The organism is Kitasatospora sp. NPDC086009, from assembly GCF_044540385.1.
Taxonomy (GTDB): Bacteria; Actinomycetota; Actinomycetes; order Streptomycetales; family Streptomycetaceae; genus Kitasatospora.
Genome location: NZ_JBITSA010000001.1, coordinates 800705 through 822318, shown reverse-complemented (window position 1 = coordinate 822318; position 21614 = coordinate 800705). Strand labels below are relative to the sequence as shown.

Annotated in this window: 21 protein-coding genes and 2 tRNA genes; 6 read left to right on the top strand and 17 right to left on the bottom strand. The window is 73.1% G+C overall.

Translation table 11 applies throughout. The features are described 5' to 3' along the window. The first annotated feature begins 9 nt into the window (after window positions 1–9). On the top strand, window positions 10–909 hold the full coding sequence (locus ACIF6L_RS03830) for a phosphoribosylaminoimidazolesuccinocarboxamide synthase (protein WP_329488742.1): 900 nt from the start codon (window positions 10–12) through the stop codon (window positions 907–909). Window positions 910–942: 33 nt separating this feature from the next. Here the strand turns inward: ACIF6L_RS03830 and ACIF6L_RS03825 are convergent, their stop codons facing one another. The 7 genes from ACIF6L_RS03825 to ACIF6L_RS03795 all read right to left on the bottom strand — a co-directional run bounded on the left by ACIF6L_RS03825 (window position 943) and on the right by ACIF6L_RS03795 (window position 5594). Further along, window positions 943–1563, bottom strand: coding sequence for a response regulator transcription factor (locus ACIF6L_RS03825; RefSeq protein ID WP_329488741.1), 621 nt, complete (start codon window positions 1561–1563; stop codon window positions 943–945). Then, window positions 1560–2837 (bottom strand): sensor histidine kinase, encoded by a 1278-nt coding sequence (locus tag ACIF6L_RS03820; protein WP_396486050.1) that lies wholly within the window; start codon window positions 2835–2837, stop codon window positions 1560–1562. Before ACIF6L_RS03820 ends, ACIF6L_RS03825 begins: the two co-directional genes overlap by 4 nt. 83 nt (window positions 2838–2920) lie before the next feature. Continuing rightward, entirely contained in the window at window positions 2921–3751 is an 831-nt protein-coding gene (locus tag ACIF6L_RS03815) for an ABC transporter permease (RefSeq protein WP_329488738.1), read from the bottom strand. Then, window positions 3748–4752, bottom strand: a complete 1005-nt coding sequence (locus tag ACIF6L_RS03810; protein WP_396486049.1) for an ABC transporter ATP-binding protein — start codon at window positions 4750–4752, stop codon at window positions 3748–3750. The genes ACIF6L_RS03815 and ACIF6L_RS03810 overlap by 4 nt, the downstream gene beginning before the upstream one ends. 206 nt (window positions 4753–4958) lie before the next feature. Then, window positions 4959–5034, bottom strand: a tRNA-Gly gene (locus tag ACIF6L_RS03805). A 39-nt stretch (window positions 5035–5073) separates the two neighbouring features. Then, window positions 5074–5146 (bottom strand) — tRNA-Gly (locus ACIF6L_RS03800). Window positions 5147–5276: 130 nt separating this feature from the next. Then, entirely contained in the window at window positions 5277–5594 is a 318-nt protein-coding gene (locus ACIF6L_RS03795; RefSeq protein WP_238860361.1) for an Lsr2 family protein, read from the bottom strand. A gap of 467 nt (window positions 5595–6061) precedes the next feature. Between ACIF6L_RS03795 and purS the strand changes: the two genes are divergently transcribed. The 4 genes from purS (at window position 6062) to ACIF6L_RS03775 (ending at window position 10138) form a co-directional block, all read left to right on the top strand. Next, window positions 6062–6316, top strand: a complete 255-nt coding sequence (gene purS, locus ACIF6L_RS03790) for a phosphoribosylformylglycinamidine synthase subunit PurS (RefSeq protein WP_033250393.1) — start codon at window positions 6062–6064, stop codon at window positions 6314–6316. Next, window positions 6313–6990: a phosphoribosylformylglycinamidine synthase subunit PurQ gene (gene purQ, locus ACIF6L_RS03785; RefSeq protein ID WP_329488736.1), complete on the top strand. Its 678-nt coding sequence runs from the start codon at window positions 6313–6315 to the stop codon at window positions 6988–6990. Before purS ends, purQ begins: the two co-directional genes overlap by 4 nt. After that, complete coding sequence (purL, locus tag ACIF6L_RS03780; RefSeq protein WP_329488735.1) at window positions 6990–9245, top strand: phosphoribosylformylglycinamidine synthase subunit PurL; 2256 nt, start codon at window positions 6990–6992, stop codon at window positions 9243–9245. Before purQ ends, purL begins: the two co-directional genes overlap by 1 nt. A gap of 65 nt (window positions 9246–9310) precedes the next feature. Next, window positions 9311–10138 (top strand): sterol carrier family protein, encoded by an 828-nt coding sequence (locus ACIF6L_RS03775; RefSeq protein WP_396486048.1) that lies wholly within the window; start codon window positions 9311–9313, stop codon window positions 10136–10138. Between the two features lie 26 nt (window positions 10139–10164). Here ACIF6L_RS03775 and ACIF6L_RS03770 read toward each other — a convergent pair whose 3' ends face one another. The 4 genes from ACIF6L_RS03770 to fbaA form a co-directional block, all read right to left on the bottom strand. Then, window positions 10165–10875: a hypothetical protein gene (locus ACIF6L_RS03770; RefSeq protein ID WP_396486047.1), complete on the bottom strand. Its 711-nt coding sequence runs from the start codon at window positions 10873–10875 to the stop codon at window positions 10165–10167. A 135-nt stretch (window positions 10876–11010) separates the two neighbouring features. After that, entirely contained in the window at window positions 11011–11961 is a 951-nt protein-coding gene (locus tag ACIF6L_RS03765; RefSeq protein ID WP_396486046.1) for a DUF3152 domain-containing protein, read from the bottom strand. Between the two features lie 214 nt (window positions 11962–12175). Further along, entirely contained in the window at window positions 12176–12589 is a 414-nt protein-coding gene (locus ACIF6L_RS03760) for a DUF3151 domain-containing protein (RefSeq protein WP_352288463.1), read from the bottom strand. Window positions 12590–12698: 109 nt separating this feature from the next. Further along, the gene (fbaA, locus tag ACIF6L_RS03755; protein WP_329488730.1) at window positions 12699–13721 is read right to left on the bottom strand and encodes a class II fructose-bisphosphate aldolase; all 1023 of its coding nucleotides are present in this window, start codon (window positions 13719–13721) and stop codon (window positions 12699–12701) included. 322 nt (window positions 13722–14043) lie between these two features. Here fbaA and ACIF6L_RS03750 point away from each other — a divergent pair, with 322 nt between their 5' ends. Further along, window positions 14044–14763 carry a VTT domain-containing protein gene (locus ACIF6L_RS03750; protein ID WP_329488729.1) on the top strand — a complete coding sequence of 240 codons (720 nt, stop codon included), beginning with the start codon at window positions 14044–14046 and terminating at the stop codon, window positions 14761–14763. Window positions 14764–14888: 125 nt separating this feature from the next. Here ACIF6L_RS03750 and pyrE read toward each other — a convergent pair whose 3' ends face one another. The 6 genes from pyrE to ACIF6L_RS03720 form a co-directional block, all read right to left on the bottom strand. Beyond that, on the bottom strand, window positions 14889–15425 hold the full coding sequence (pyrE, locus tag ACIF6L_RS03745; RefSeq protein WP_329488728.1) for an orotate phosphoribosyltransferase: 537 nt from the start codon (window positions 15423–15425) through the stop codon (window positions 14889–14891). Window positions 15426–15455: 30 nt separating this feature from the next. Beyond that, window positions 15456–16682: a hypothetical protein gene (locus ACIF6L_RS03740; RefSeq protein ID WP_396486045.1), complete on the bottom strand. Its 1227-nt coding sequence runs from the start codon at window positions 16680–16682 to the stop codon at window positions 15456–15458. Window positions 16683–16879: 197 nt separating this feature from the next. Next, window positions 16880–18514: a polyamine aminopropyltransferase gene (locus ACIF6L_RS03735; protein ID WP_396486044.1), complete on the bottom strand. Its 1635-nt coding sequence runs from the start codon at window positions 18512–18514 to the stop codon at window positions 16880–16882. A gap of 142 nt (window positions 18515–18656) precedes the next feature. After that, on the bottom strand, window positions 18657–19184 hold the full coding sequence (locus ACIF6L_RS03730; protein WP_329488726.1) for a DUF2617 family protein: 528 nt from the start codon (window positions 19182–19184) through the stop codon (window positions 18657–18659). Window positions 19185–19647: 463 nt separating this feature from the next. Further along, window positions 19648–20808, bottom strand: a complete 1161-nt coding sequence (locus ACIF6L_RS03725; RefSeq protein WP_359804037.1) for a pyridoxal phosphate-dependent aminotransferase — start codon at window positions 20806–20808, stop codon at window positions 19648–19650. 118 nt (window positions 20809–20926) lie between these two features. Beyond that, window positions 20927–21490: a YbjN domain-containing protein gene (locus tag ACIF6L_RS03720; RefSeq protein WP_329488724.1), complete on the bottom strand. Its 564-nt coding sequence runs from the start codon at window positions 21488–21490 to the stop codon at window positions 20927–20929. Window positions 21491–21614: the final 124 nt, after the last annotated feature.

The window sequence follows — 21614 nt, the reverse complement described above, 5'->3', positions numbered from 1 at the left end:
GAGACAACCTTGAGCGGATTTGTCACCAAGCCCGAGCCGGTCCAGGTGCCCGGCCTGGTCCACCTGCACACCGGCAAGGTGCGCGACCTCTACCGCGCCGAGTCGGGCGACCTCGTGATGGTCGCCAGCGACCGCATGTCGGCGCACGACTGGGTCCTGCCCAACGAGATCCCCGACAAGGGCCGCATCCTCACCCAGCTCTCGCTGTGGTGGTTCGAGCGGATCGCCGACATCGTGCCCAACCACGTGATCTCCACCGAGGTCCCGGCGGGCGCCCCCGCCGACTGGAAGGGCCGCACGCTGGTCTGCCGCAGCCTGGAGATGATCCCGGTCGAGTGCGTGGCCCGCGGCTACCTGGCCGGCTCCGGCCTGACGGAGTACGAGGCCGACCGCACGGTCTGCGGCATCGCGCTGCCCGAGGGCCTGGTGAACAGCTCCGAGCTGCCCGCCCCGATCTACACCCCCGCCCTCAAGGCCGACGTCGGCGAGCACGACGAGAACGTCTCCTACGAGGAGACCGCCCGCCGGATCGGCGCGGAACTCGCCTCCCAGCTGCGCCGCACCACCCTGGACGTCTACGCCCGGGCCCGGGACATCGCCCGGTCGCGCGGCATCATCCTGGCGGACACCAAGTTCGAGTTCGGCCTGGCCGACGGCGAGCTGGTGATCGGCGACGAGGTGCTCACCCCGGACTCCTCCCGCTTCTGGCCCGCCGACGACTGGCAGCCCGGCCGCTCGCAGCCGTCCTTCGACAAGCAGCTCATCCGCGACTGGCTGGTCTCGCCGGCCTCCGGCTGGGACCGCGCCAGTGAGCTGCCGCCGCCGGAGCTCCCGGCCGAGGTCGTCGAGCAGACCAGGGCCAAGTACATCGAGGTCTACGAGCGGCTGACCAGTACCTCCTGGGCCTAGGGGGTACCTGTCCGCGCGGGCACGGCCGGGTCCTCAGATCCAGCCGTGCTCGCGCGCGATCCGCACCGCCGCGTGGCGGTTCTCGGCGCCCAGCTTGCCGGCGGCCGAGGAGAGGTAGTTGCGGACGGTGCCCTGGGAGAGTGCCGCGCGCTCGGCGATCCCGGCGATCGAGGTGCCGTCGGCGGCCAGTTCGAGGACGTCCGTCTCGCGCGGGGTCAGCGGGGTCTCGCCCGCGCTGATCGCGTCCGCCGCCAGCTCCGGGTCCACGTAGCGGCCGCCCGCGCGCACCGTGCGGATGATTCCGGCGAGATCCGCCGCCGAGACGGTCTTCGGCAGGAAGCCGCGCACGCCGACCTCCAGCGCCCGCTTCAGGTAGCCGGGTCGGCCGTGCCCGGTGACGATCATGGAGCGGCAGTCCGGCAGCAGCCGGCGCAGTTCGGTGGCCACCTCGATACCGTCCAGCCCGGGCATCTGGAGGTCCAGCACCGCGATGTCCGGACGGTGCGCCTGCGCCATCGCCACCGCCTCCGGGCCGGAGGCGGCCTGGGCGACCACGGTGATGTCGTCCTCCAGGGAGAGCAGCGCGGCCAGCGCCCCCCGGATCAGGTGCTCGTCGTCCGCGAGCAGCACGCGCACGGGGTCGGTCTCGGTCATCGGGGCCTTCTTCCGGACGGGAGCGGTGCGGTGGCGGACGGGGGCCGGAGCGGGACGCTGGCGAGCACCCGGAACCGGCCCGGCCCGGCCTCCGGGAGGGTCAGCTCGCCGTCGTGGGCGGCGAGGCGCTCGCGCAGCCCGTGCAGGCCCGTCCCGCTGCCCTGGGACGGGATCGGTACGGCCGGCACGCCGTCATTCTCCAGCTCCAGCACCACCCGGCCGCCCTCGCGGCGCAGCCGGATCGAGCAGTGCGCGGCCTCGCTGTGGCGCAGCGTGTTGGTGGTGGCCTCGCGGATCACCCAGCCGAGCACCGACTGCACCGGCAGCGGCAGTTCGTGCGGCTCCTCGCCCAGGTCGATCTCGCAGGCCACGTCGGCGGCGCGCAGCACGGCGCGGGCGCCGATCGCCTCGGCGTGCAGGTCCGCCGTGCGGTAGCCGCGGACGACGTCGCGGACCTCGCGCTGGGACTCCTGGGCGATCCGCTGCACCTCGGCCATCTGGTCGGCGGCCTCCGGCCGGCCGCGGCGGGCCAGTTGGGCGGCGAGTTCGCTCTTCAGCGCGATGGTGGTGAGGTTGCGGCCCATCACGTCGTGCAGGTCCCGGGAGAACCGCAGCCGCTCCTCGGCCACCGCCAGCCTGGACTGGGCCTCGCGGGCGGCGTCCAGCTCCCAGACCACGGACTGCAGCCAGGCGAAGCTGCGGCAGCTGGACCCGATGAAGGTGAACGCGATCAGGTTGCCGACCAGCAGACCGGCCGTGGTCGCGCCGTCGAGCCCGGCGAGCAGGGCCGCGGGGGCGACCAGGAGCTGGGCCGTCACCCCGGTGAGGCAAGCCCAGCGCACCGGCAGGCCGACGCTCACCGGGCAGAAGGCGGCGGCCAGCAGGAGGGAGACGACCACGACGGTGAACGGCGGCGCGCCCGGGCTGTCCGGTCCGCCGTCGGCCGGGCCGAGCAGCAGGACCGCCCAGGAGCCGGCGATCGTCACGACGCCGAGGGTGAGGAGCCGGCGCAGGTGGTCGGTCGGCCGGTTCAGGTAGTGGTCGAGCGAGGTGCGCAGGGCCCGCAGGGTCAGCAGGGTGGTGGCCAGGCCGACGACCACGCAGACCTGGGCGCTGCCGCGGGTGTCCTCCCGGCCGGTGGGGGCGGCGATGGCCAGCACGATCATCGGGAGCAGGATCAGCGGGATGAGGTAGAGCGACCAGCGGAGGTACAGCTCGGTGCGCTGGGGTTTGCTGGACCCCTTCCAGCGCCGTCTCGGCGTCAGGACGCTCATCTCTCCCGCTCCCCCTTCGATCATGATCGTGCTGTGCCCTTCCTATCAGGTGGGGAGCGGGTGCCGGGGCGGGCCGGCTCCAGTCAGCGGCGGGGCTCCCAGCGGAACCAGCGGACGGCGCCCCAGGCGGCCAGGGCGAGCCAGACCATGCCGGTGACCAGGTGCGGGGCGGCGGGGGCCCAGGTGCCGGCGAAGCCGGTGGCGGCGGCGGAGCCGTCGGTGCCGAACCAGCCGAGGCGGATCAGCTGGAAGGCCGGGGTGGTCGGCAGCAGTCGGCAGACGTCGGCCATCCGGTCGGGCATGACCTCCAGCGGGATGAACAGGCCGGAACCGAACTGGGAGACCAGCAGGACCGGCATGGTGGTGATGCCGGCGCTCTCGACCGTCCTGGTGAAGGCGCTGGAGACGGCGGCCAGCGCCATCAGGGTCCCGATCACCAGGACCAGCCCGGCGGCCATCAGCAGCGGGTTGACCGGCGCGCTGAGGTCCAGGGCGACGCCGCCGCCGACGGCGACCACGAGGCACATCAGCAGGGCCAGGGCGACCGAGGGCACCGCGGTGCCGGCCAGGATCTCGACGTCCCGCGCCTCGCCGGTGCGCAGCCGCTTGAGCACCAGCTCGCCGCGGCGGGCCACGTAGGCGCCGGTCAGGTTGTAGTAGACGACGAAGGCGAGCACCATCCCGATCGCTCCGTTGACCAGCAGCGAGTCGACGTCGAGGCCGGGGTGGGTCTCGGCCTGCTGTTCGAGCACGCCCCGCAGGGCGCCGATGAGCATCAGCGGCAGCAGCAGGGCCGTGAACATCGCGGTCCGGTTGCGCAGCAGCAGCGTGGCCTCGGCCCGGCCGAGGGCGAGCAGCCGGCGGACGGCGGTGGTCCGCGGGCCGGCGGCGGGACGGGCGGTGGCGGTGGTCATCGGGAGAGTCCCATCAGGCGGCGGAGGGTGGTGGGGGCGGCCGGGGCGTCGGCCGGGGGCTGGTGCGCGGCCTCGGAGGCGATGGCGAGGAAGGCCTCCTCCAGCGAGGCGCTGCGGGCGTCGAGGGCGCCGAGCGCGATGCCGTGCCGGGCGGCCCAGCCGAGCAGGTCGGTGAGGGTGGCCTGGAGCTGCCCGGTCTGCACGGTGATCCGGCGGCCGTCCGCGACCAGGGTGGCCCCGGTCAGCGGCGGGAGCGAGGCTCCGGTGAACTCCGGGAGCTCGAAGGAGATCCGGGCGGGCCGGCCGGCGATGACCTCGGCGACGGTGCCGGTGGTGACGATCCGGCCGCGGTGCATGATCGCCAGGCGGTCGGCCAGCTCCTCGGCCTCCTCCAGGTAGTGCGTGGTGAGCAGCACGGTGGTGCCCTGGGCGCGCAGGTCGCGGACCAGCCGCCAGACGGCGGCCCGGGCCTCGGGATCGAGGCCGGTGCTCGGCTCGTCCAGGAAGAGCACCTCGGGCCGGCCGAGCAGGGCCATCGCGAGGTCGAGCCGGCGCCGCTCGCCGCCGGAGAGCTGCTTGACCCGCACGCCCCGGCGGTCGGCGAGGCCGACCAGCTCCAGCGCCTCCTCCAGCGGGCGGGCGCCGCTGGTCATCCCGGCCCAGCTGCGGCCGGTCTCGGCGACGGTGAGGTCGCCGGGGAAACCGCCCTCCTGGAGCATGATGCCGATCCGGGGGCGGAGCGCGGCGCGCTCGCGGTAGGGGTCGTGGCCGAGCACCCGGACCGCACCGGCGGTGGGGGCGGCGAGGCCCTCGATCAGCTCCATGGCGGAGGTCTTGCCGGCCCCGTTGGTACCGAGCAGCGCGAAGAGCTCACCGCGGCCGACGGCCAGGGCGACCCCGCGCACCGCGTGGAAGCCGGTGGCGCCGGAGCCGTAGTGGCGGTGGAGGTCGGTGACCTCGATCACAGGGTCGCTCGCGGTGTGCGGCTGGCTCGTTTCCATGGCTCAAGCCTTCCGCCGCCGGGGCGCCCCGGGCAGTGCGGGCTCTCATGAGAAGGCGGTGCGGATCCACGGGTCGGCGGTGACAAATGTCATCGGCGCTCCGGCGGCGGGGCGGGCCGGGAATGCGGGGACGGCTGTTCGGGCGGGGTCCGGCACAACCGCGGGGAATGCCGAAGGGCCCCCTCGATCGAGGGGGCCCTTCGTACTGGAGCGGACGACGAGATTCGAACTCGCGACCCTCACCTTGGCAAGGTGATGCTCTACCAACTGAGCCACGTCCGCAGGTCAAGATATTGAGTTGTGCTGTGCTCGCGCACTGCGAGCGGACGACGAGATTCGAACTCGCGACCCTCACCTTGGCAAGGTGATGCTCTACCAACTGAGCCACGTCCGCACGGTGCCTGGTGGGGCACCGGCCGCCTCTTCGGATCTCTCCGTTGCGGCGACGAGGAATACTCTACCCCATCGGTCGGGGTGGTCGCCCCACCCTTTCGGGGCAGGTGGGACGACCGGGTCCGGCGGGGTCAGTTCGCCTCGGCGAACGCCTCGTACACGTGCTTGGGGATGCGCCCCCGGGCGGGCAGCTCCATGCCGCGCGACTGGGCCCAGGCGCGCACGGCGGCCGGGTCCGGGGTGAGCGCGGTGCGGCGGAAGGACTTACCGGTACGGCTCTGGCGGCGGCCGGCCGCGACGAACGGAGCGAGGGCCTCCCGCAGCTTTTCCGCGTTGTCCAGGGACAGGTCGATCTCGTACGACTTCCCGTCGACGCCGAAGTGGACGGTTTCCGCGGCTGCGCCGCCGTCCAGGTCGTCGGAGAGCGTGACGACTACACGCTGAGCCATGGGTGTCAATCCTCTCGGGCAATTCGGCCGAAGGGCGCGGGGTGCGCTCCCGTGGCCTGATGTGCACCACTCGCGCAAGCGCATACGGGCAGGCCCGATGGCGTGCCGGATACGCAGCACTTGCCGCGACAGGTGGCCCTATTCTGCACCCGAAGCGGGTCGAAATCGAAGAGTCCGGCTTTCTTTTCCGTATATTCACGTGTCTTCGGCGGGTGCCGGATACCCGGTGCACTCGGCTGGCCGATCTGTCCGGAGTGCCGGTATTCGGGTGCTCTTCGGCCGTTCTCGCTCGGGCCGTCGAATCCGGTGAAAAGGGGTGCCCGCCGGGGGGTGTCGGGGAGTCGGAGCCCTTGTGGCGTAAGGGTCGTGGGTCTACGCGCGTCACCCTCCCCGGCCAGCAAAGTCGCCCGAAACCCCCGGTAGTCTGGAGTTCCCCCGCCTTCACGAAGACACCACCGGGAGTGCCAGTGGCACGCGTCGTAGTCGACGTCATGCTCAAGCCGGAGATCCTCGACCCCCAGGGACAGGCGGTGCAACGCGCACTGCCCCGTCTCGGATTCGCCGGGATCGCCGACGTCCGCCAGGGCAAGCGCTTCGAGCTGGAGCTGGAGGGCCCGGTCGACGACGCCGCGCTCGCCCGTATCCGCGAAGCAGCCGAGACCTTTCTCGCCAACACCGTGATCGAGGACTTCACCGTCCGCGTCGAGGAGGAGGGCAAGTGACCACCCGAGTCGGCGTCGTCACTTTCCCTGGTTCCCTCGACGACCGCGACGCCCAGCGCGCGGTCCGCCTGGCCGGCGCGGAGCCGGTCGCCCTCTGGCACCGTGACAAGGATCTCCACCAGGTCGACGCCGTCGTCCTGCCCGGCGGATTCAGTTACGGCGACTATCTGCGCTGCGGCGCCATCTCCCGCTTCTCGCCGGTGATGGACACCATCATCGAGCAGGCGAAGCTGGGAATGCCGGTTCTCGGTATCTGCAACGGCTTCCAGGTGCTGTGCGAATCGCACCTGCTGCCCGGCGCGCTCACCCGCAACGACTCGCTGCACTTCGTCTGCCGCGACCAGAAGCTGCGGATCGAGAACGCCGGCACCGCCTGGACCCGGGATTACTCGGCCGGCCAGGAAATCGTCGTCCCGCTGAAGAACGGCGAGGGCCGGTTCGTCGCCGACGAGCACGTCCTGGACGCGCTGGAGGCCGAGGGCCGGGTGGTCGCCCGCTACGTCGACGTCAACCCGAACGGTTCGTACCGCGACATCGCCGGCATCACCAACGCCGCCGGCAATGTCGTCGGTCTGATGCCGCACCCGGAGCACGCCGTGGAGCCGCTCACCGGTCCGAGCACCGAGGGCCTGGGCTTCTTCACTTCCGTCCTGAAGCAGCTGGTGAACGCCTGATGAGCCTCGACACCGTCAAGAACGCCGAGCAGACCCCGGACTCCGCCCAGCCGTGGTCCGAACTCGGCCTCAAGGAGGACGAGTACGCCCGCATCCGCGAGATCCTCGGCCGCCGCCCGACCGGCGCCGAGCTCGCGATGTACTCGGTCATGTGGTCGGAGCACTGCTCCTACAAGAGCTCCAAGGTGCACCTGAAGCAGTTCGGCGAGAAGGTTCCGCCGAACGACGCGATGCTCGTCGGCATCGGCGAGAACGCCGGTGTGGTCGACGTCGGCCAGGGCTACGCGGTCACCTTCAAGGTCGAGTCGCACAACCACCCCTCGTACATCGAGCCGTACCAGGGCGCGGCCACCGGCATCGGCGGCATCGTGCGCGACATCCTCGCGATGGGCGCCCGCCCGGTCGCCGTGATGGACCCGCTGCGGTTCGGGGCCGCCGACCACCCGGACACCCGGCGCGTGCTGCCCGGGATCGTCGCGGGCATCGGCGGCTACGGCAACTGCCTGGGCCTGCCCAACATCGGCGGCGAGGTCGTCTTCGACTCCTGCTACCAGGGCAACCCGCTGGTCAACGCGCTCTGCGTGGGCGTGATGAAGCACGAGGACATCCACCTCGCGCAGGCCTCCGGCGCCGGCAACAAGGTCATCCTGTACGGAGCCCGCACCGGTGGCGACGGCATCGGCGGCGTCTCGGTGCTCGCCTCGGAGACCTTCGACGCGACCGGGCCCGCCAAGCGCCCGGCCGTCCAGGTCGGCGACCCGTTCCAGGAGAAGCTCCTCATCGAGTGCACCCTGGAGATCTTCTCCGAGAAGCTCGTCAAGGGCATCCAGGACCTCGGCGGCGCCGGTCTCTCCTGCGCCACCTCCGAGCTGGCCTCGGCCGGTTCGGGCGGCATGCGGATCGAGCTCGACACCGTGCCGCTGCGCGACAAGACGCTCTCGCCGGAGGAGATCCTCATGAGCGAGTCGCAGGAGCGCATGTGCGCCATCGTCGAGCCCGGCAAGGTCGACCGCTTCCTGGAGATCTGCGAGAAGTGGGACGTCATCGCCACCGTCATCGGTGAGGTGACGGAGGGCGAGCGGCTGGAGATCTTCTGGCACGGCGAGCTGGTGGTCGACGTGCCGCCGCGCACCGTCGCCCACGAGGGCCCGACCTACCAGCGCCCGTACGCCCGCCCGAGCTGGCAGGACGCGCTGCAGGCCGACGCCCCGAGTGCCGAGCGGCTCGCCCGCCCGACCACCGGCGAGGGTCTGAAGGCCGACCTGCTCAAGGTCGCCGGCAGCCCGAACCAGGCCTCCAAGTCCTGGATCACCGACCAGTACGACCGCTACGTGCTCGGCAACACCGTCCTCTCGGTGCCCGAGGACTCCGGCATGATCCGGATCGACGAGGAGACCAACCTCGGCGTCTCGGTCGCCACCGACGGCAACGGCCGCTACACCAAGCTGGACCCGTACACCGGCGCCCAGCTGGCCCTCGCCGAGGCGTACCGCAACGTCGCCGCCGGCGGTGCCAAGCCGCTCGCGATCTCCGACTGCCTCAACTTCGGCTCCCCCGAGGACCCGGACGTGATGTGGCAGTTCGCCGAGGCCACCCGCGGCCTGGCCGACGCCTGCCTGGCGCTCGGCACCCCGGTCACCGGCGGCAACGTCTCGCTGTACAACCAGACCGGCGAGACCGCCATCCACCCGACCCCCGTGGTCGCGGTGCTCGGCGTGATCGACGACGTCACCCGCCGCACCCCGATCGGCTTCGCCGAGGAGGGCCAGCTGCTCTACCTGCTCGGTGACACCGAGGACGAGCTGGGTGGCTCGGCCTGGACGCAGGTGGTCCACGACCACCTCGGCGGCCTGCCGCCCAAGGTCGACCTGGACCGCGAGAAGCTGCTCGGCGACATCCTGATCGCCGCCTCGCGCGACGGCATGATCGACGCCGCGCACGACCTCTCCGACGGCGGCCTGGGCCAGGCCCTCGTGGAGAGCTGCCTCAAGGGCGGCCACGGCGCCCGGATCATCGTGCCCGAGGGCCAGGACCCGTTCGTGTTCCTGTTCTCCGAGTCGGCCGGCCGCGCGGTCGTCGCGGTGCCGCGCAGCGAGGAGCTCCGGTTCAACGACATGTGCACCGCGCGTGGCCTGCCGGCCACCCGGATCGGTGTGGTCGACGGTGATGTCCTGGACGTCCAAGGCCAGTTCACCGTCTCGCTGGCCGAGCTGAAGGACGCCCACACCGGCGTCATCGAGGCCCTGCTCGCCTGATCCGCGTGCTTCGAGGGGCGGACGGTTCCACGGAACCGTCCGCCCCTCGGCGTATGTTGGGGCGCATGCCCGCCAAGTCCCGTACGTACCAGCCCGCCAAGGTCCAGGCCGCGCTGGTGGAGCAGACCACAGCGCTGCGCGACACCGTCCGGGCGCTCTGCGCCCGCCCGGACGCCGCCGACCTGCTCGCCCGGCCCACCCGGCTGGGCACGTGGACGGTGCGCGAGCTGATCGCCCACCTCGGCGTCCAGGTCGACTGGGTGCCCGCGCACCTGGACGACCCGCTGGAGGGCCGGCCGCCGCTGGACCTGCCGCGGTGGGTGCGGCGGGTCGGCACGCTCGCCCCGCTGCTGGACGAGCAGGCCAGGACGCGGGCGGCGGGGGAGTACGGCGGCGACCCGGCCTCGGTGGCGGAGGCCTTCGGGCGGGCGGCCGACGGGCTGATCGCCGTCCTGGCGGACGCCGGCACGGCCGACCCGGGCCGGCGGTTCGAGATCCGGCTGGGCTCGATGACACTCACCGACATGCTGGTGACCAGGCTGGTGGAGACGGTGGTGCACGCCGACGACCTGGCCGACGCGGTGGGCGCGGCGGCCTTCCCGCACGCCCGGCAGGCGCTGGCCGCCGTCACCCGGCTGCTGGCCGACGCCCTCGCCGACCAGGCGCCCGGCGGCGCGGTCGAGCTGCGGATCCCGCCGTACGCCGTGGTGCAGGCCGTCGAGGGCCCCCGGCACACCCGGGGCACCCCGCCGAACGTGGTCGAGACCGACCCGCTGACCTGGATCCGGCTCGCCACCGGCCGGACGGACTGGGACGCCGCGGTGGAGGCCGGCGCGCTCTCGGCCAGCGGTGAGCGCAGCGACCTGCGGGCCCATCTGCCGGTCCTCGGGTAGGACGCCAAGGACCGGTCGGGCGGGCCCTACGGGCGCAGCTGGGCGGCGAGCCGCTCGGTGGCCTTGCGGAGCGCCTCCCCGGTCAGGGCCTGCTCCGGCCCGGCGTCCGAGGAGCTCTGGGAGAGGGTGAGCGCGATGTCGCCCTTGCCGTTGGCCGCGACCCGGGCGACGCCCACCGACTCCGCGCCCGGGGTCAGCTTGGTCTGGCCGGCCGTCGGCTGCGCTTCGGCGAACCGGGTCAGCTGGTCGATGCCGATGCCTCCGGCCTTCTGGATGTACGGCAGCATCATGTTGATCGCGACCCCGTTCTCCGGGACGGCCAGCAGGTCGATCTGGACCGGGGCCGAGCCGACCGTGTAGGCGCAGGTCACCCAGGCGGTCGGGGGAGTGGCCGGGACCGAGGCCATCGAGGGCGGCGCGGAGAAGCCGGAGGGCCAGGGCTCGGCCGGCCTGCCGTTGCCGAGGTCGGCGGTGACCGCCGGCTCGCCCTTGGCCCCGGGGGTCACCGGGCGGTCGATCCCGGCCTCCTTCAGCGCCGCCGGGAGGTCCAGACCGAACGGGCACGGGCCGGTCCCGGCGAGCCCCTGGGCGGTCGACCGGACGTGGTCGTAGGAGAGGCTGCCGGTGCCGGTGACGCCTCCGGAGGAGGAACAGGCGGCCGTGCCGAGGAGGATCCCGGCGGTGCCGGCCACGCTGAGGAGGCGGCGGCGCCCTGCTGCGGTGCGGTCTGCGGTCATGCGATCAGCCTAGAACGGCCTTGTACCGGTGGGTCGGTGAACGGGTATCGGATCCGTTCCGATGCGGTCGGGCTCCGGTCGGGCTCCGTCGCGCGCGCTCTCCGGGCGCTCGGCCTGCCGCTCAGGACCTGCGGTTCAGAGCACCGACGGGCCGCTGAGGTAGCTGCCGTCGGCCGAGTACGGCCAGGCGTTGGGTTCGCAGCCCTTGAGGCCGTAGATCTGCTGCATCATCGCGGGCGCCGGCTTGCCCTTGCCCGGGCAGGTCTCGTGCCCGTGGCCGATCCGGTGGCCGACCTCGTGGTTGACGATCAGTGCCCGGTACTCGTCGATCGGTCCGCTGAACTGGGGTGAACCGGTGTTCCAGCGCTTGACGTTGACCAGCACCTGGTTGCCGACGTTGCAGTTCACCTCGCCGTGGGTGTCCAGGCCGGCGGCCCCGCAGATCCGGTCCACGGCGGCCGGCGACGCGATCTTCACGGTGAAGTCGTAGGCACCGCTCGACACCAGCTGGAAGCCGTTCCTGCGGTCGTTGGTCCAGCCCCGGGGGTCGGCGAGGATGCTCTGGACCTGGGCGGCGGCCGCGGCCGGGTCGATCCCGATGCCGTCCTCGACCTCGACCCGGTAGCGGCGGACGGTGCCCTTGCCGACCGCCGCGGCCGCGCCCGGGGCGACGGTGAAGGTGCCCGCGCCCTGGGCCGGGCCCGGGTCCGGGGTGCCCGGCGAGGCAGGTCCGGGCGTCGGACCGGGAGCCGGTGGCGGGGTCGGGGTCAGTGTCGGGGTGGGCGCCGGGGCAGCGGGCGCGGCGGCGGGCGGGGTGCTCGCCTCGGGCGGGGCGATCCGGCCCTGCGCGGTCGGCCCGGTGGTCGGTCGCGGGTCGGGGCGGTCGAGCATGAGCAGTGCCCCGCCGAGGACGGCCAGCGCCGCCAGCAGCGCGGTGATCATGCCGGGGCGGATCCGGCGGCGCCTGCGACGGGCACCGGTGGCGCGGGCGCGGGGGCGGCCGGTGCGGGAGCCGCCGGTGCGTTCGCCGGCCGCGCCGGAGCTGCGCGCGGGGGAGCGGCGTCGGTCGGGTCTGGCTGCGGGCACGTCTGGGCTTCCTGTCGGACCTGTGGGGTCGCCAAAGCCGTTCGAACCTCTGTGCGCCCCCCTCGCACGGACCACCCTGACACGGAGACCCGACGGCTGTCCACGCACCGGATACGCGTCCCGGCATGCGGCCGCCCCCGTACGGGCCGGAGGGCGCGTACGGGGGAGGCCGGTCCGGGCGGGTCGGCCCGGGGCGCTACCTGGGGCGGGCGGGTCAGCCCAGCGTGGCGGCGGCGGTCGGCGAGCTGTCCCGGAGGAACTGGGCGCAGCGCTCGGCCTCCTCCTTCTCGTCGATGGCGGCGGCGGCCCGGCCGAGGCCGTGCAGCGCCCGCAGGAAGCCGCGGTTCGGCTCGTGCTCCCACGGCACCGGGCCGTGGCCCTTCCAGCCCGCCCGGCGCAGCGAGTCCAGCCCGCGGTGGTAGCCGGTGCGTGCGTACGCGTAGGACTCGACGGTGCGGCCGGCGGCGAAGGCGTCGTCGGCGAGCTGAGCCCAGGCCAGCGAGGAGGTCGGGTACTTCGCCGCGACCTCGGCCGGGGAGGCGCCGCCGGCCAGCAGCTCCAGTGGAGCGGGCTCGGCGGGGAGGTGCGTCGGGGGCGGACCCCCGAGGAGGTTCTGGTGAATGCTCATGGCCCCCAGTGAACCACTGGGGGCCATGAGCCGGGGACCGGCCCGGGGAAAGCGCCGGGACTCCGGTGGTGCCTCGCGTAGGGCGGGTGCCCTGCTTCGGGCGGGTGCCTTACTTCAGACGGGTGCCGGCCGAGCGCAGCTGCTGGGCGGCCTCCAGCACGCGGGCGGCCATGCCGGCCTCGGCCAGCTTGCCCCAGGTGCGCGGGTCGTAGGTGTTCTTCTTGCCGACCTCGCCGTCGACCTTCAGCACACCGTCGTAGTTGCGGAACATGTGGTCCACGACCGGGCGGGTGAAGGCGTACTGGGTGTCGGTGTCCAGGTTCATCTTCACGACGCCGTTCTCCAGCGCGGTGGCGATCTCCTCGGCGGTGGAGCCCGAGCCGCCGTGGAAGACGAAGTCGAACGGGTCGGTCTTGCCGTACTGCTTGCCGATCGCGTCCTGCAGCTCGCGCAGCAGCTCCGGCTTCAGGACGACGTTGCCCGGCTTGTAGACGCCGTGCACGTTGCCGAACGAGGCGGCCAGCAGGTAGCGGCCCTTCTCGCCCAGGCCCAGCGCCTCGGCGGTGCGGACCGCGTCGTTGACGGTGGTGTACAGCTCGTCGTTGATCTCGTGCGTGACACCGTCCTCCTCGCCGCCGGTCGGGGTGATCTCGACCTCAAGGATGATCTTGGCGGCGACGGCCTGGGCCAGCAGCTCCTCGGCGATGGACAGGTTGTCGTTCAGGGTCTCGGCGGAGCCGTCCCACATGTGCGACTGGAACAGCGGGTTGAGGCCCTTGGCCACGCGCTCGGCGGAGATCGCCAGCAGCGGGCGGACGTAGCCGTCCAGCTTGTCCTTGGGGCAGTGGTCGGTGTGCAGCGCGACGGTGATGTCGTACTTGGCGGCGACCACGTGCGCGAACTCGGCGAGCGCGACGGCGCCGGTCACCATGTCCTTGTTGTGCTGACCCCCCAGGAACTCCGCACCACCGGTCGAGATCTGGATGATGCCGTCGCTCTCGGCCTCGGCGAAGCCGCGCAGCGCGGCGTGCAGGGTCTGGGACGAGGTGACGTTGATGGCCGGGTAGGCGAACTTGCCCGCCTTGGCCCGGTCGAGCATCTCGTTGTAGACCTCGGGAGTTGCGATGGGCATGCGAATCCGCTCCTGTCGGGTTGCGGCGTACGGACGGTGCTGTCCGACGCTGTGTACGCCTGTTACGACTCCGGGGTACCGGGGCCGACGCGCGCCTCTGCGGGGCGGCCACCAGTACCAAGGTTCGAGGCGGCCACCGCGGTACGACAATGAGGGTGTTGCGACCGCGGTCCGGACGCCGGAGCCATCTTCCCATCCCGGGCCCCGGCGCCACCATGTGGCCCGCCTGTCGGGACGGCCGCGCACGTGCGACGAAGGGATGACCACCGTCTCGCCCCCTGGGCGGAAGCCCGCGTCAAGACGGGCCCGCTATCCTGCGCCCGTGGACTACAACCAGCTGGCCGTCAACTTGCTCGACGCCAAATCACTGATCTCGTCCCTCGGCGCCATCGGGCTGATCGCGATCATCTTCGCCGAGACCGGCCTGCTGGTCGGGTTCTTCTTCCCGGGCGACTCACTGCTGATCATCGCCGGGGTCGCCTCCTCGAACGCCGCGTCGTCGGTGCTCGGGGAGGGCACGAAGCTGCCGATCGCGGCCCTGCTGATCGGGGCCCCGCTGGCCGCCGTCGCGGGTGCCCAGCTCGGGCACCTGATCGGGGTGAAGGTCGGACCGAAGATGTTCGACAAGCCGGAGTCGAAGATCTTCCGGCGCGAGTACGTGCTGAAGGCGGAGGAGTACTTCAACAAGTTCGGGCCCGGCAAGGCCGTGGTGCTGGCCCGCTTCATGCCGATCGTCCGGACCTTCCTGAACCCGGTCGCGGGCACCCTGGAGATGCCGGCCCGGACGTTCTTCCTCTGGAACGTGATCGGCGGCGTGCTGTGGACCGAGTCCATGCTGCTGATCGGCTACTTCTTCGGTGACGCGCTCGCCCCGGTGATCGACAAGTACCTGATCCCCGCGGTGCTGCTGATCGTGCTGCTCTCGGTGTCGCCGATCCTCGTCGAGGTGGTGCGCGAGCGCCGGAAGAAGAAGGCCGGCGGTGCCGAGGCCGCCGACGCCGAGACCGCCCAGGCGGGTGCCGGGCGCCACCGCCGCGGCTGAGCGCCCCACGACGAACGGCCGGGGCCGGGTCCTGTTTCACGTGAAACAGGACCCGGCCCCGGCCGTTTCCGCTGTGCTGCCGTTCCGCTGTGCTGCCGTTCCGCCGGGCTACCGGCGCGCGCGGGTCAGAGGCCCAGGTCGGCCAGGTCGTACGCGGTCACGTACGGCAGGCCGGTGGCCTCGACCGCGGCGGCGCCGCCCCGCTCCACGATCACCGCGACGCCGACCACCTCGGCACCCGCCTCGCGCAGCGCCTCGACGGCGGTCAGCACCGACCCGCCGGTGGTGGAGGTGTCCTCGACGGCCAGCACCCGGCGGCCCTTGACCTCGGGGCCCTCGATCCGGCGCTGCAGACCGTGCGCCTTGCCCGCCTTGCGGACCACGAACGCGTCCAGCTCGCGGCCGCGTGCGGCGGCGGCGTGCAGCATCGCGGCGGCCACCGGGTCGGCGCCGAGCGTCAGGCCGCCGACGGCGTCGTACTCCAGGTGCTCGGTCGCGTCCAGCATCACCCGGCCCACCAGCGGGGCGGCCTGGGCGTCCAGCGTGATCCGGCGCAGGTCGACGTAGTAGTCGGCCTCCTTGCCGGAGGAAAGGGTGACCTTGCCGTGCACGACGGCCTTGTCCTTGATCTGTGCCAGCAGGGCGTCGCGGTCGTTGCTCATGAGCGTTCAGTCTAGGGCTTGTCCGGCCTTCTAGCGTCGGCGCAGGGCCCTGGCCAGGACCACGGCGCCGCCGATCAGGGCCACGCCGCCGCCGATCATCCACGGCACCGCGCTGCGGCCGCCCGGTCCCGGCACCACGATGCCGCCGGCCTCGCCGCCCCAGCGGGACGCCGCCCGGGCCCGCGCGCTGCGGGCCGGCAGGGCGGGGGCGTACGGGCCGCGCGGCGGGGCGTGGTCGACCTCCTCGGCGGAGCGGCCGACGATGCTGCGGCGGACCGGGCCGCCGAGCACCGGCTCCTGCTCGTAGCCGAAGGGCAGGTCGGCGGGGAGCTCCGTGCCGGCGCCGTCCCCGGCCTCGGCGGCGGGGCCGTCGACGTCGGCGGCCTCCTCACGGTCGTCCTCCTCGCGGTCGCCGCCGATCGGGAGGCCGAAGCGCTCGGCGTCGGCGTCGGAGAAGGCGATGAGGTCGGAGAGGTCGTCGTCGAGGTCGTCGCCGGGGTTGTCCTGGTGGTCGTCCAGGAAGAGCACGGTGGCGGTGGGCTCCTCGTCGTCCTCCGCCTCGTCCTCGTCCTCGGCCTCGACGTCGGTGTCCGCCTCGTCCTCGTCCTCGGCCTCGACGTCGGTGTCCTCGGCGGTGGCCGCCTCCCCGGCGTCCTCGGCTTCCGCCTCGACGTCCGTCTCGACATCGGCGTCCGCCGCCTCCACGGCGGTTTCCACCTCGGCTTCCGCCTCGACCTCGACGTCCCGCGCCTCGACCTCGACGTCCGCCGCCTCCGCGTCGACGTCAGCCTCCGCCTCCGCCGCCGCCTCCGCGTCGGGGGAGGCGAGGGCGGCGGCGAAGCGGTCGAGCAGGCGGCGGCCGGCGCCGGCGAGGGTCTCGCCGTCGAACTCGGTGAGCCGGCCGGTGGCGCTCAGGTCGCCGACGAAGCGGACCAGCGTGGTCCCGGCCGCGGTGCCGTCGGCGGTGGCGACCCGGAGGGTGGCGGTGGCCTCGCCGCTGCCGCGCACCTCCTCGCCCTCGGCGAACACGGTGAGGACACCCTCGCGGCCCTCGATCAGTGACAGCACGCCCTTGTAGGTGATGGTGGAGGTGCCGATCCGCAGCTTCAGCCGCCCGCCGATCTCCTCGGCGGACCCGCTGCCGACGGCGGCCGGCTCGGTGCTCAGCCCGGGGACGCAACGGGCCAGCAGAGCCGGATCCTGCAGGGCCTGCCGGACCAGCTCGGCCGGCATCGGGACGACAACCTCATGCTCCATGTCACGGAGCCTACCGACCGAACCCGCGGTGGTCCGCGCAGTGGCCCCTACCTGCCGTCGGGACGTCCCCGACCGGCCGCACCCGGCCCTCCGCCGACCGCTCGTGGCCGCCCTCCGCCCGGTTCCGTCCGCTCCGCCCCGCCGATTCCGTCCGCTCCGCCCCGCCCGGTTCCGCCCGCTTCACCCCGGGCGGTCCGTCAGCGCGGCCCCAGCAGGGTCAGCGCGGCCGGCGGGCGGGCCGGGCGGAGGGCGGTCAGGTGGGCGGCGGCGGCCCGCAGGGCGTCCGCGGTGAACGCGCGCGGCGGCGGGGCGTCCGGGGCGAGGGTGAGCGGGGGCTGGGCGGCGGCGGCCAGCAGGAAGGCCTGGCTGTCCGGCGAGCCGGGCCGGCAGCTCGCGGCGGGGCCGCCCCGGACGGCGTACGGGACGGTCCGCAGCCCGGCGGCCCGCAGGCCGGACTCGACCTGCCAGAGGCCGTTCGGCTCGTCGTCCGCCCGGACGGCGAGCCGCCCGCCGGGCGCGAGCAGCCGGGTGGCGAGGCCGTAGAACTCCTGCGAGTGGAACTTCACCGTCCCGCTGTCGGCGGGGCCGGGCAGATCGGCGAGCACCACGTCGAAGGACGCCTCGCCCGGGTGCACGCCGCGCAGCCACTCCAGCGGGTCCGCGGTGGCGGTCCGCACCCGGGGGTCGTCCAGGGAGTGGCCGGAGAGCGCGGCCAGGCCCGGGTCGGTCCTGGCCAGCCGGGCGAGGGCCGGGTCGGCGTCGACCACCAGCACCGAGCGGACGCCGCCGTGCCGCAGCACCTCCCGCGCGGCGAGGCCGTCACCGCCGCCGAGCAGCAGCACCCGGGCGTCCGGCCCGGCCGCCATCGCGGGGTGGACCAGGGCCTCGCTGCCCCGGTACTCGTCCGGCCCGCAGACCGCGAGCCGCCCGTCCAGGTACAGCCGCAGCGGGCCCTCGGCGGGGCCGGTGAGCACGATCTCCTGGTACCGGGTGTGGGCGGCGTACCGGACCTGCCCGCCGTACAGGGCCTGCCGGGCGGCGCGTTCGATCGCGCCGGACCAGACGGCGGCCGCGGCGAGCAGGGCGAGGACGAGGGCGCAGCCGCCCCAGAGCAGCAGCCGGGTGCGGGGCGGGGGCTCCTCGCGGAACAGCCAGAGCACCACCGCGGCCCCGGCGACGGCGTTGACGGCGCCGGTGACCAGGGCGCCGGTGCCGGGGCCGAAGAGCGGCAGGATCAGGAACGGGAAGGCGAGGCCGCCGATCAGCGCGCCCACGTAGTCGGCGGCGAAGAGGTCGGCCGCGGCCCGCCCGGCGTCCTCCCGGCGGATCCGCTGGACGAGCGTCATCAGCAGCGGGATCTCGGCGCCGATCAGGACCCCGATCAGACAGGTCAGGGCGATCATCGCGGCCTGGTACCGGCCGATCCAGGCCCAGCAGGAGTACAGGGCGAGGACGGAGAGCCCGCCGGTGAGCGCGAGCGCGCACTCGACCAGTGCGAAGGCGGTGGCCGGGCGGCGGGTGAACCGTTTGGCGAGCAGCGAGCCCAGCCCCATCGCGAACACCATGACGGAGAGCACGACGGAGGTTTGGGTGACCGAGTCCCCGAGCAGATAGCTGCCGAGCGCGACGAGTTCGAGCTCGTAGACGAGTCCGCAGGCGGCGCAGACGAACGCCGCCAGCAGGACGGTGAGCCGGGAGAGCGCGGGGTGGGCGCGCAGCCGGGCCCTGCGGCGGGCGGGCAGAGGGGTCAGGCTCCGCCCGGGCCGGGGTGGGCTGCCGTTGTCGAGGTCGAGTCCCGGCTGTGCGGGTGGACCGGCCGGATGGTTGATCACGAACAAACGCTAGGCGACGTTCGGTACGGATGGCTGCGTCCATTCGACGGACAGTGCGATACGACAGGTTGACGAATCGTTCCTGCGTACGAATGAAGGCCGATGTGCGGACCTATGACCCCATCGGGATCATCGGCCGTGCTCACCGGGTCGCCACCAGGGAGGACCGCGTACAGACCAGCTGGCCCTCCTGCGGATAGGCGTGCCAGGTGCGCCAGAGCAGCCGGTCCGCGGCGCCCTGGGTGACCAGTGCGGTGAACGCGCTCGGGTCGCCCGGGAAGACGCCGGCCAGGCCGCGGGGGTGGCCCTCGACCAGGGCCAGCAACTCCTGGGCGCGAGCGGCGAAGTCGTGCGGCGGCAGCGCCTCGATCCGGGCCGCGAACTCGTACTCCCAGCCGTCCACCTGTTTGGCCACCCGGGCCGGCAGTGGGGTCCGGCGGCCGGGCAGGCAGGCGACGGTCTCCAGGCATCTGCCGGGCCCGGCGGCGATCACCACCTGGTGCGAGGCGCCCAGCAGCCGCAGCTGGAGGGTGCCGGGCGGCCCGGGGCGCCCGGCGTTGGCGAGTCTCAGGTCGCGGACTGCGAGAGCGGGCAGCGGGTCGCCGCCCAGGCACCAGGCCAGGTCACCGGCGCGGGTGTCCGTGTAGGAGGTCTGCAGTGTGGTGAGCATGCTCGGCTCCGCGTTTCAGCTCCGTGCGCGCCCGCCGTGCAGCAGCGAGTAGGCCTGGGCAAAGGCGAGGCTGTTCGTGGCTGTGCGGTCCAGGGCGCGGCCGACCGTGGAAGGAAGGATTCCGGCTGGAGATTCAGCAGCAGAGAAGCATGAATACGCCGGGTCCGTCGGTGATTTACCCAACTTTGTCAAGCATTCACCGTTTCGAGCACCCCGGCTTCCCCGCTCTGATCGAGCCGGTGTGCGACTTTGCACAGCGCGCGCCCCTTGCCCCGGTTCGCGCGCCGTGCGCGCTGCTCGCACGCCACTCACGACGCGCGCACGCCCCGGTCCCCACCGCGCCCGGCGCACGGGGCACACGAAGGACCGGGGCGGGCCCGGCGAACCTCGGCCGGGGTCAATCTTCGCTCCCGGCGGATCAATTGACTATTCGTCAGGACGTGCGACGCGTCCCATCCGATGGTCAGAGCCGACCGAGTCGACTGACCGCCTCCTCCAGGACCTCGTCCTGCTTGCAGAAGGTGAAGCGGACCAGCGAGCGGCCGGCCTCGGTGTCGTCGTAGAAGACGACGTTGGGGATCGCGACGACGCCGCAGCGCTCGGGCAGGGCACGGCAGAACTCGATGCCGTCCTTCTCGCCCAGCGGGGTGATGTCGGTGGTGATGAAGTAGGTGCCCTCCGGTCGGAACACCCGGAACCCGGCCGCGCTCAGCCCGTCGGCGAGCAGGTCCCGCTTGCGCAGCAGATCGGCGCGGAACCCGTCGAAGTAGTCGTCGGGCAGCCGCAGGGCGTCGGCGACGGCGTACTGGAAGGGACCGGCACTGACGTAGGTCAGGTACTGCTTCGCGGTGCGGACGGCGGCGACCAGGGGCGCCGAGCCGGTGACCCAGCCGACCTTCCAGCCGGTGAAGGAGAAGGTCTTGCCGGCCGAGGAGATCGACACGGTGCGCTCGCGCATGCCCGGGAGCGCGGCGATCGGGTGGTGGGCGCCGCTGAACACCAGGTGCTCGTAGACCTCGTCGGTGACCACCAGCAGGTCGTGCTCGACGGCGAGGGCGGCGATCGCGGCCAGTTCGTCGGTGGAGAGCACCAGGCCGGTGGGGTTGTGCGGGGAGTTGAGCAGCAGCAGCCGGGTGCGCGGGGTGACCAGCGCGCGCAGTCGCTCCAGGTCGGGGCGGAAGTCCGGGGCACGCAGGGTGAGCGGGACGCGGACGGCGCCGGCCATGGCGATGCAGGCGGCGTAGGAGTCGTAGAAGGGTTCGAGGGCGATCACCTCGTCGCCCGGCTCCAGCAGCGCCAGCAGGGCGGCGGCGATCGCCTCGGTGGCCCCGGCGGTGACGAGCACCTCGGTGTCCGGGTCGTAGGCGAGGCCGCGGAAGCGCTGCTGGTGCTCGGCGATCGCGCTCCGCAGCTCGGGGATGCCGGGGCCGGGCGGGTACTGGTTGCCCCGGCCCGCGAGGACGGCGTCGGCGGCGGCCCGGGCGATCTCGGCCGGTCCGTCGGTGTCCGGGAACCCCTGGCCGAGGTTGATGGAGCCGGTGGCGGTGGCGAGGGCGGACATCTCGGCGAAGATCGTCGTGCCCATCCCGGCCAGCCGTCGGTTCAGCAGCGGCCTCGTACCCATTGCGGCTCCTCACGCCTCGTCGTCGGCCCCATCCTGGGGCAGCGGGTGGCCGGGGACAAGAACGGCCCGCCGCCGGGGGTACCGGAGCGGGCCGTGCCGCGAAGCGGTGGCGGGAGGATCAGGCCTCGTTGGTGCCCTCGGGGGCCTCGCCCTCGCCCTCCTCGCCCTCGATCTCCTTCTGCAGGCCGAGGCGCTCGACGATCCACTGCTCGAAGCCGACGGCGGCCTGGGTCCAGTTGGCGGTGGTGGTGACGAAGTAGTCCAGGTTCACGCCGGTGCCGACGATCATCTGGGCCTCGCCGATCAGGCGGACCACGCCGTCCTCGTGCGTGTGGGTGTAGACCTTGGGCCAGAGGGTCTCGCGGTTCCACTCGTCGATGAGGTCGAGGATCTCGGCCTTGTCCTCCAGCGGGTAGGCGCGGTCGTAGAACGCGCGGACCGCGAAGAGCTCCTTCTGCTCGCCGCGGAACATGTAGTAGACGCGGAAGCCCTCCCAGGGGGCGGTGAGGTCGCCCTCCTCGTCCACGACGTGCTTGAGCTGCATCTGGTCCAGCAGCTGGGTCACCAGGGCCTGGTCCGGGACGACGATCGGCGGCGGGCCGGCCGGCCGACCTCCCTGGCCGCCGGGCTGGCCGCCCTGCGGCACGCCGAACGACGGGATGGACGACGGGTCGATGCTCATGGGGGTCCTCTTCCTCAGTGCACGTGGTGGCCGGCGATGAGAGGCCGCCCTTCCACCTCCCATCCTGCCTCATCCCGGGCCTGCCTCACAGGGGCGCCCGGGCGGCGGGCGGGCACCTGTGGAT

Coding starts and splice junctions, on each gene's coding strand:
- ACIF6L_RS03740 (WP_396486045.1), bottom strand. CDS start 16,682: ATGGAGCATGAGGTTGTCGTCCCGATGCCGGCCGAGCTGGTCCGGCAG.
- ACIF6L_RS03795 (WP_238860361.1), bottom strand. CDS start 5,594: ATGGCTCAGCGTGTAGTCGTCACGCTCTCCGACGACCTGGACGGCGGC.
- fbaA (WP_329488730.1), bottom strand. CDS start 13,721: ATGCCCATCGCAACTCCCGAGGTCTACAACGAGATGCTCGACCGGGCC.
- ACIF6L_RS03815 (WP_329488738.1), bottom strand. CDS start 3,751: ATGACCACCGCCACCGCCCGTCCCGCCGCCGGCCCGCGGACCACCGCC.
- ACIF6L_RS03810 (WP_396486049.1), bottom strand. CDS start 4,752: ATGGAAACGAGCCAGCCGCACACCGCGAGCGACCCTGTGATCGAGGTC.
- ACIF6L_RS03760 (WP_352288463.1), bottom strand. CDS start 12,589: ATGAGCATTCACCAGAACCTCCTCGGGGGTCCGCCCCCGACGCACCTC.
- ACIF6L_RS03820 (WP_396486050.1), bottom strand. CDS start 2,837: ATGAGCGTCCTGACGCCGAGACGGCGCTGGAAGGGGTCCAGCAAACCC.
- pyrE (WP_329488728.1), bottom strand. CDS start 15,425: ATGAGCAACGACCGCGACGCCCTGCTGGCACAGATCAAGGACAAGGCC.
- ACIF6L_RS03775 (WP_396486048.1), top strand. CDS start 9,311: ATGCCCGCCAAGTCCCGTACGTACCAGCCCGCCAAGGTCCAGGCCGCG.
- ACIF6L_RS03825 (WP_329488741.1), bottom strand. CDS start 1,563: ATGACCGAGACCGACCCCGTGCGCGTGCTGCTCGCGGACGACGAGCAC.
- purL (WP_329488735.1), top strand. CDS start 6,990: ATGAGCCTCGACACCGTCAAGAACGCCGAGCAGACCCCGGACTCCGCC.
- ACIF6L_RS03730 (WP_329488726.1), bottom strand. CDS start 19,184: ATGCTCACCACACTGCAGACCTCCTACACGGACACCCGCGCCGGTGAC.
- ACIF6L_RS03725 (WP_359804037.1), bottom strand. CDS start 20,808: ATGGGTACGAGGCCGCTGCTGAACCGACGGCTGGCCGGGATGGGCACG.
- ACIF6L_RS03720 (WP_329488724.1), bottom strand. CDS start 21,490: ATGAGCATCGACCCGTCGTCCATCCCGTCGTTCGGCGTGCCGCAGGGC.
- ACIF6L_RS03770 (WP_396486047.1), bottom strand. CDS start 10,875: ATGACCGCAGACCGCACCGCAGCAGGGCGCCGCCGCCTCCTCAGCGTG.